This window comes from Crossiella cryophila (genome assembly GCF_014204915.1).
GTDB classification, from domain to species: Bacteria; Actinomycetota; Actinomycetes; order Mycobacteriales; family Pseudonocardiaceae; genus Crossiella; species Crossiella cryophila.
The window spans coordinates 7,369,830-7,377,214 of sequence record NZ_JACHMH010000001.1 but is presented as its reverse complement, the minus strand read 5'-3'; the positions used below and the strand labels follow the sequence as shown (position 1 = coordinate 7,377,214).

Below are 7,385 nucleotides of genomic sequence, written 5' to 3'. Positions count from 1 at the left end.
ACCCTCCCGGACCGCGTTCGCCGACCGGCCCGGGAGTTCCACGCCAAGGCGCCCGCACACCGCGAGGTGGCGGGCGCCTTCGGCGTCGGATGTCGGTGCCGCGCACTAGGATTCCGCCGTGCAGCAGACCCAGGGCCGGTGGGCCGCGATGGTGGAACAGAGCCAGTACGGCCAGGAGGCATACGTCTGGGCGCTGGGTCCCTTCCAGCCCGCCGACAGCCGGGAACACGCCAGGGCCATCGCGGCCGAGCTGGCCCGCGACTACCGCCCGACCCACCCGCGGCGACTGCGGCGGCGGACGGTGCTGCGGCAGAACGAGGACGTCCTGTTCGTGGTGCTGGAAGGCATGACCAGCAAGTACCACCTGCGGATCAGTGTGGTCGAGCTGATCGCCGATCTGGACGCCGACGGCAGGCCGTTCAGCTGACCTCCGCGCACAGGGCGGCGAAGCGGTCCAGGTACAGCGGCCAGCCCGCGTCGCCCGCGACGCCATCGGTGAGCGACTCCCAGCCGGGGCCGTGCCGATCGATGTCGCGGTGCTCCAGCTCGACCCGGGTGCGCTGCGGAGTCTCGGCGATGAACCGGACCTCCACCTCGCTGGTGTTCGCCTGCTCGGTCTCGACCTGCCACCGCGGCCCGATGTCCCAGCTGAACACCACCCGGTCCGGCGGCTCATAGGTCAGCACCCGCGCCCAGCGGCACTCGCTGCCGTCCACGCCGCGATCGTAGATGTGCCCGCCAACCCGCGGCTCGAAGACGGTCTCGGCGATCTCCACCCCGAGCAGGTTGTGCTCAGCGGGCTTGAAATCCCCGAACCGCCGGGTGAACACGTCGAAGGCCCGCTCCACCGGCGCCTCGACCACGATCTGTTTGCGCACCACCGCGGTTACCCGGGTCATGAATCCTCCTCAGTCGGTTGTTCGACCACGTCCGCGTAGCCGGTCAGCGCTCGGTTCCAGAAGGTGTCGAGCTGATCGCGCAACGCGGCCACCCCGGCCGGGTTGAGCCGGTAGATCCGGCGGGTGCCCGCCATCCGATCGGTGACCAGACCGGCGTCCTTCAGCACTTTGAGGTGCTGGGACACCGCCGGTCTGCTGACCGGCAGCACGTCGGCCAGCTCGCCGACCGCCCGTGGCCGCTCGGCCAGGCATTCGACAATGGCCCGTCTGGTGCGATCGCCCAGCGCGTCCCAGCCATCCCCAACTTGGTAAGTGCCCACGAACGGTAAGTATTGACTTACGGTTGTGTTCGAGTCAAGACGGTCGAAGCCACTCGCCGAGCGCGGCGTAGTCGGCGTCGGTGACCTCGTCATCAACCCGGAGGAACGCACGCCCCGTCGCTACAGCCGTGGCTCGCCGCCGACGGGAATGAGCGGTCCGTCGACGTCGAGGAAGAGCAGTGGACGCACCCCCCCCATATACTAAGCCGATTAGTACTTCGGAGGTGTGATGCGCGGCCTGGGCGAGCTGGAGAGCAAGGTCATGGACGTCCTCTGGGACGCCGCCGAACCCCTGCGCGTCCGCCAGGTCCTCGACCGCCTCGCCGACCCCCGCCCACTCGCCTACACCACCATCATGACCATCCTGGACAACCTGCACGGCAAGGGACTCGTCCGCCGCGAACGCGCGGGCCGGGCCTACGAGTACCTCCCCGCGGAAACCCGGGCCGAGGTCGGCGCCCGGCTGTTGCGGGACGTCCTCGACTCCAGTGGCCACGCCGAAAGCGTCCTGCTGCACTTCGCCCGCTCCGCCTCACCCGCCGAGACCGACATCCTGCGCCGGGCACTGCGCAAGCGGCGGGACCCGTCATGACCCTGGCGCTCGGGCTGCTGCTGGCAGCGGTGCTGGTCGCCGCGGCCGGGCCGGTGTACCTGCTGGGCGCGGTGCGGCCGAGTGTGCGGCCGGGGCTGGCGCTGGCCGGGTGGGTCAGTTCGCTGTTGCTGGTGCCGTTGTGCGCGCTGACCTCGGCGACCCTGCTCCTGCTGCCCTGGGGTAGCGAGGTGGACGGGGCGATCGGGATGGCGGACAGCTGCCTCAACCTGGTCCGGGCCGAGGGTGCGGTGGAGTGGCTGGATCTGGTCCGGCTGGGTGCCGCGCTGGTGTTGTTCGGGCTGCTGGGCTGGGTGGGGCTGGTCGCGGTGCGGATGACGCGGGCGCAACGACGGTGGCGGGACGAGCACGTGTCGCTGCTGCGGTCGGTCTGCCGGGCCGGGCGGGATCGGGTGCTGTGGCTGGAGGAGGACCAGCCGGTGGCCTACAGCGTTGGCGGCCGGTCGGGTTGTGTGGTCGCCACCCGTGGGGTGGCCGCGTTGAGTGCGCCGCAGCGGGACGCGGTGCTGGCACACGAGTACGCGCACCTGCACGGGCGGCATCACCTGCTGGTGCTGCTGGCCGGGATCATGGGCACCGCGTTGCCGTTCATCCCGTTGTGCCGCAAGGGTGCCGGCGCGGTGCCGGTGCTGGTGGAGCTGGCCGCGGACGCCGTGGCGGCCAGGGAACACGGGCATGGGCCGCTGCGGGCCGCGTTGCTGGCGGTGCGGGAGTACGGCACGCCGGCGGGGGCGCTGGCCATGTCCAGGGACGCTGTGGACGCCCGGTTGTGCTGGCTGGATCAGCACCGCGGCGGGTCGCACTGGTTGCCGGTGCGCTGGGACTACCCGGTGGCCGTGCTGTTCGCGCTGGCCCCGACCGTGGCCGCGGCCGCACTGGTCGCCTTCGCCGTGCTGGTCTACTGCTTCGGGGTCGGCGGCTACTGACCGTGCAGGTACTACTAATCTACTAAGTAGTTTAGTAGTAAGTGTCGCGGAAGGACGGTGCGGGCGATCATGTGGCGGAACCCGTTGGGGCGGGATGGCTGGCTGGCCGTGAAGATCACCTTGGCCATGATCGGCCTGGTGGTGTACCCCGTGGTGCGGCAGGTGGCGGAGCACTCCGGTCCGGCCGGGACGCCCACGGCACGTCAGGCCGTGGCCGGTCCGTACGCGGATCTCGCGCGCCGGATCCCGGGTGATCCGCTCGCGCTGGGGGTCCTCGGTGCGCCGGTGGTGCTGGTCGTCTACTCCGGCTACCGCTGCCGGTCCTGCGCGAGGTTCAGCCGGGAGCACGAGTACGCGCTGCTCAAGCGGTATGTCCAGCACGGGACGCTGCGGGTGGAATGGCGGGACCTGCCGATCCTGGGCGAGTCCTCGATGCTGGCGGCCAGAGCCGGGCGGGCGGCCGCGGCGCAGGGCAGGTTCTGGCAGTTCAACCACGCGCTGTTCGCCGAGGCGCCGGCCAGGGGGCATGCCGACCTGACCCCTGAGGTGCTGCGGGAGTTCGCGCGCAAGGCGGGCGTGCCCGATCTGGGCCGGTTCACCGCCGACCTGGGTGGCACCGCCTTCGACGAGCAGATTCACCGGGACCAGGCCGAGGCCGAGTTCCTCGGGTTCTCCAGCACACCCGGGTTCGTGATCAACGGCCGTCCGATCGTCGACGCCCAGCCCCTGCGGCGGTTCCGGGAGATCATCGAAGCGGTGCGGCCGCGGGTGTGATCGACATCGGGTACTACTAAGCTACTAAGTAGGTTAGTAGCGTGTGTCCTGGAAGGACGGTGTGGACGATCATGCGGCGGAACCCGGTAGGACGGGATGGTTGGCTGGCCATCGTGGTCGCGGTGGCCGCGATCGGCCTGGTGGGGTACCTCATCGTGCGCCCGGCGGGGGAGTCGGCCAGTCCGGCCACGACCTCCTCGGCGAGTCAGAACTCGGCCGGTCCGCTGGCCAAGCTCGCCCGCCGGACCGCGGGTGATCCACTCGCCCAGGGCGTGGTCGGCGCGCCGGTGGTGCTGGTCATCTACTCCGACTACCGCTGCCCGTTCTGCGCGAAGTTCAGCCGCGAGCACGAGCCCGCGCTGGTCAAGCAGTACGTCGGGGACGGGACGCTGCGCATCGAGTGGCGGGACCTGCCGATCTTCGGCGAGCCGTCCATGCTGGCGGCCAGGGCCGGGCGGGCGGCCGCGGCACAGGGGAAGTTCTGGGAGTTCAACCACGCGGTCTACGCCGAGGCCCCGGCCAAGGGCCATCCCGACCTGACCCCTGAGGTGCTGCGGGAGTTCGCGCGCAAGGCCGGTGTGCCCGATCTGGGCCGGTTCGCCGCGGACCTGGGTGGCACCGCCTTCGACGAGCAGATCGGCCGGGACGCCGCCGAGGCCCAGTCCCTCGGGTTCACCGGCACGCCCGCGTTCATGATCAATGGCCGTCCGATCGTCGGCGCCCAGCCGGTGCAGGTGTTCCAGGAGATCATCGAATCGGCGAAGTCCCGGTCGTGACCGACATCGGTCTGCTCGGCGCACTGTTCGGCGGGGTGTTGTCGCTGGTCAGCCCCTGTTCGGCACTGCTGCTGCCGTCGTTTTTCGCCTACGCCTTCGATCGCACCGCAGCCCTGCTCGGCCGCACCGCGGTGTTCTACGCGGGGCTCGCGCTGGTGCTGGTGCCGCTGGGCGCCGGGGTCGGCGCGATCGGCTCGCTGGTCACCCGGTACCGCGACACCGTCACGCTGGTCGGCGGGGTCGTGCTGGTGTTGTTGGGTGTGATCACCTTGCTGGGCAAGGGGTTCGCCGTTGGCGCGGCGCAGCGGGCGGCGGCCCGGATCCGGATCTCCTCCACCGCCTCGGTGTTCGCGCTCGGCGCGGTGTACGGGCTGGCCGGGTTCTGCGCCGGACCGCTGCTCGGCGCGGTGCTCACGGTGTCCGCGGCCGGTGGTGACCCGGTCTACGGCGGCCTGTTGATGGCCGTCTACGCCTTCGGCATGGCCGCGCCGCTGTTCCTGCTCGCGCTGCTGTGGGACAGGTTCGACCTGGGCAACCGCGGCTGGTTGCGCGGCAGGCAGCTCACCATCGGGCGCTGGTCCACGCACAGCACCAGCCTGCTCTCCGGGCTGCTGTTCATCGGCATCGGCGTGCTGTTCCTGCTCACCGACGGCACCGCCAACCTGGGCGGGCTCGCCGACGTGGACAGCCAGTTCTCGCTGCAGGTCTGGCTCAGCGGGATCAGTGCCAGGGTGCCCGACCTGCTGCTGGTCCTGCCGGTGGCGGTCCTGGTGCTGGCGGTGCTGTGGCGGCGGACCCGGGCGCGCTAACCTCGACCGGTGATCGGTCGGTTCGGCTTGGCGTTGCGGCAGGCCAGGACGCTGGCCGGGCTGACCCAGGAGCAGTTGGCTGATCGCTCCGGGGTCGGCGTGCGGACCATCGGCGGCCTGGAGACCGGCTCCCGCGGCGACCCACGCCCGTCCACCGCCCGCCGACTGGCCGACGCGCTGGGTCTGGATCCGCAGGCCCGGGGCAGGTTGCTGGCCGCCGCGGTGGACGATCCGGTGTCACTGGCCGGTCGCGACGACCTGCCCGGCGACCTGGCCGATTTCACCGGCCGGAGCGCGGAAATCGACCGGCTGCTGGCCGTGGGTGACGGCCGGGCGGTGGTGATCGAGGCCATCGACGGCATGGCGGGCGTGGGCAAGACCACCCTGGCCGTGCACCTCGCGCACCGGCTGGCCGACCGCTATCCCGACGGCCGGTTGTTCCTGGACCTGCACGGCCACGCCAGCGCCGAGCAGGCCACCGATCCCGCAGTGGCACTGGAGGTGCTGCTACGCGCGCTGGGCGTGCCGGGGGACCGGATTCCGGCCGGGCTCGCCGAGCGGTCCGCGCTGTGGCGGGCCGAGCTGGCCGAGCGGAAAGTGCTGGTGCTGCTGGACAACGCCGCCAGTGCGACCCAGATCCGCCCACTGCTGCCCGGTTCGCCGGACTGTCTGGCCCTGGTGACCAGCCGCGGCAGCCTGGCCGACCTGGACGGCGCACAGGTGCTCTCCCTGGACGTGCTGCCGGAGGCGGAGGCCATCGCCCTGTTCGCCGGTATCGCCGGTGCGGAACGTGTTGCCGGACAACGGGAATCCGTGGCCGAGCTGGTCCGGCTGTGCGGCTTGCTGCCGCTGGCGATCCGGATCGCCGCGGCCAGGTTGCGCAGCCGTCCAGTGTGGACAGTGGCCCACCTGGCCGGGCGACTACGGGACGGCCTGACCGAACTGAGCACCGGCGATCGCGGCGTGGCCGCGGCGTTTTCCCTGTCCTACCAACACCTCACCCCCGAACAACAACGCTTGTTCCGCCTGCTCGGCCTGCACCCCGGACCCGACATCGACCCGCACGCCGCCGCCGCACTCGCCTGCCGCGCCTCGCACGCCACCGAACGGCTGCTGGAAGACCTGGTCGACGCACACCTGTTGCAGCAGCACGTGTCCGGCCGCTACCGCTTCCACGACCTGGTCCGCAGCTACGCCGCGACCGCCGCGGCCACCGACCCGGACCGGGCGGCCGCGCTGACCCGCCTGGTCGAGCACTACCTGCACACCGCGCACGCCGCCGACCGCCTGCTCGAACCCCACCGCGAACCGTTCCCCCTCGAACCCGCCACCACCGGCAGGCCGCCCACCGACCCCGCCGCCTGGTTCGACGCCGAACAGGCCAACCTGGCCGCGATCCACCACCTCGCCAGCGCTCAGGGCAGGCACACCCAGGTGTGGCAACTGGCCTGCGCCCTGGACGTCTTCCACCGCCGGCGCGGCCGGCTGCACGGCGCCCTCACGGTGTGGGAAGCGGGCCTGACCGCAGCCGAAGCCCTCGACGAACCCGCCGCGCGGTCCCGTGCGCACCGGCTGCTCGGCCACGCGCACGCCCGCCTTGGCCGGCACGAGCAGGCCGTCCGGCACCTCCACCAGGCCCTGGAACTCGCCGAGCACACCGGCGACCTGCTCGCCCAGGCGCACACCCAGCACACCCTCGCCTGGGCCAGCGAACGCCAAGGGAACAACCAGCTCGCACTCGACCACGCCACCGAAGCCCTGCACCTGTACCAGAAACTGGCCCTCACCCGGCGGGAAGCCCAGGCGCTCAACGCGGTCGGCTGGTACCACGCCCTGCTCGGCGAGTACGAACAGGCCCGCGCGCACTGCGAGACCGCGCTGACCCTGCACCGCGGCCACCAGGACGGCGCCGCGACCCTGGACGCCCTGGGCTACACCCTGGACAGCCTCGGCTACATCGCCCACCACACCGGCAGGCACACCGACGCCCGCGACTACTACCAGCAGGCGCTCACTGTCTTCCGCGACCTGGGCAACACCTACGAGGAAGCCAACACCCTGGCCAAATTGGCCGCCGCCCAGCACTCCCTCGGCGCACCCGAGCAGGCAGGCGACTGCTGGCGGCAGGCGCTGCGCCTGTACCGGCAACAGGGCCGCCGCCCCGATGCCGACCGCATCCGCCACCACCTGGCCGCCCTGGCCAAGTAACCGGCCACAAATGGCCGATGGCTGGCCTGGTCCGCCGCTCGCCCCGGCCAGCACGCTCAGCGG

9 protein-coding genes are annotated in these 7,385 nt (G+C 71.6%); 7 read left to right on the top strand and 2 right to left on the bottom strand.

The genetic code is table 11. From position 1 onward, the window contains the following. Window positions 1–118 precede the first annotated feature (118 nt). Window positions 119–427 carry a hypothetical protein gene (locus tag HNR67_RS31785; RefSeq protein ID WP_185005848.1) on the top strand — a complete coding sequence of 103 codons (309 nt, stop codon included), beginning with the start codon at window positions 119–121 and terminating at the stop codon, window positions 425–427. Here the strand turns inward: HNR67_RS31785 and HNR67_RS31780 are convergent. Together HNR67_RS31780 and HNR67_RS31775 are read right to left on the bottom strand one after the other, a co-directional pair. Beyond that, window positions 420–899 (bottom strand): SRPBCC family protein, encoded by a 480-nt coding sequence (locus HNR67_RS31780; RefSeq protein ID WP_185005847.1) that lies wholly within the window; start codon window positions 897–899, stop codon window positions 420–422. The genes HNR67_RS31785 and HNR67_RS31780 overlap by 8 nt on opposite strands. After that, the gene (locus HNR67_RS31775; protein WP_185005846.1) at window positions 896–1,219 is read right to left on the bottom strand and encodes an ArsR/SmtB family transcription factor; all 324 of its coding nucleotides are present in this window, start codon (window positions 1,217–1,219) and stop codon (window positions 896–898) included. Before HNR67_RS31775 ends, HNR67_RS31780 begins: the two co-directional genes overlap by 4 nt. A gap of 229 nt (window positions 1,220–1,448) precedes the next feature. Here HNR67_RS31775 and HNR67_RS31770 point away from each other — a divergent pair, with 229 nt between their 5' ends. The 6 genes from HNR67_RS31770 to HNR67_RS31745 all read left to right on the top strand — a co-directional run bounded on the left by HNR67_RS31770 (window position 1,449) and on the right by HNR67_RS31745 (window position 7,322). Then, the gene (locus tag HNR67_RS31770; protein WP_185005845.1) at window positions 1,449–1,811 is read left to right on the top strand and encodes a BlaI/MecI/CopY family transcriptional regulator; all 363 of its coding nucleotides are present in this window, start codon (window positions 1,449–1,451) and stop codon (window positions 1,809–1,811) included. After that, window positions 1,808–2,755, top strand: a complete 948-nt coding sequence (locus tag HNR67_RS31765) for a M56 family metallopeptidase (protein WP_185005844.1) — start codon at window positions 1,808–1,810, stop codon at window positions 2,753–2,755. Before HNR67_RS31770 ends, HNR67_RS31765 begins: the two co-directional genes overlap by 4 nt. Before the next feature lie 57 nt (window positions 2,756–2,812). Then, entirely contained in the window at window positions 2,813–3,529 is a 717-nt protein-coding gene (locus HNR67_RS31760) for a DsbA family protein (protein ID WP_312988446.1), read from the top strand. 71 nt (window positions 3,530–3,600) lie between these two features. Then, complete coding sequence (locus HNR67_RS31755; RefSeq protein WP_185005843.1) at window positions 3,601–4,305, top strand: DsbA family protein; 705 nt, start codon at window positions 3,601–3,603, stop codon at window positions 4,303–4,305. Next, window positions 4,302–5,114, top strand: coding sequence for a cytochrome c biogenesis CcdA family protein (locus HNR67_RS31750; RefSeq protein WP_185005842.1), 813 nt, complete (start codon window positions 4,302–4,304; stop codon window positions 5,112–5,114). Before HNR67_RS31755 ends, HNR67_RS31750 begins: the two co-directional genes overlap by 4 nt. Before the next feature lie 9 nt (window positions 5,115–5,123). Beyond that, complete coding sequence (locus HNR67_RS31745; RefSeq protein ID WP_185005841.1) at window positions 5,124–7,322, top strand: ATP-binding protein; 2,199 nt, start codon at window positions 5,124–5,126, stop codon at window positions 7,320–7,322. Window positions 7,323–7,385 lie beyond the last annotated feature (63 nt).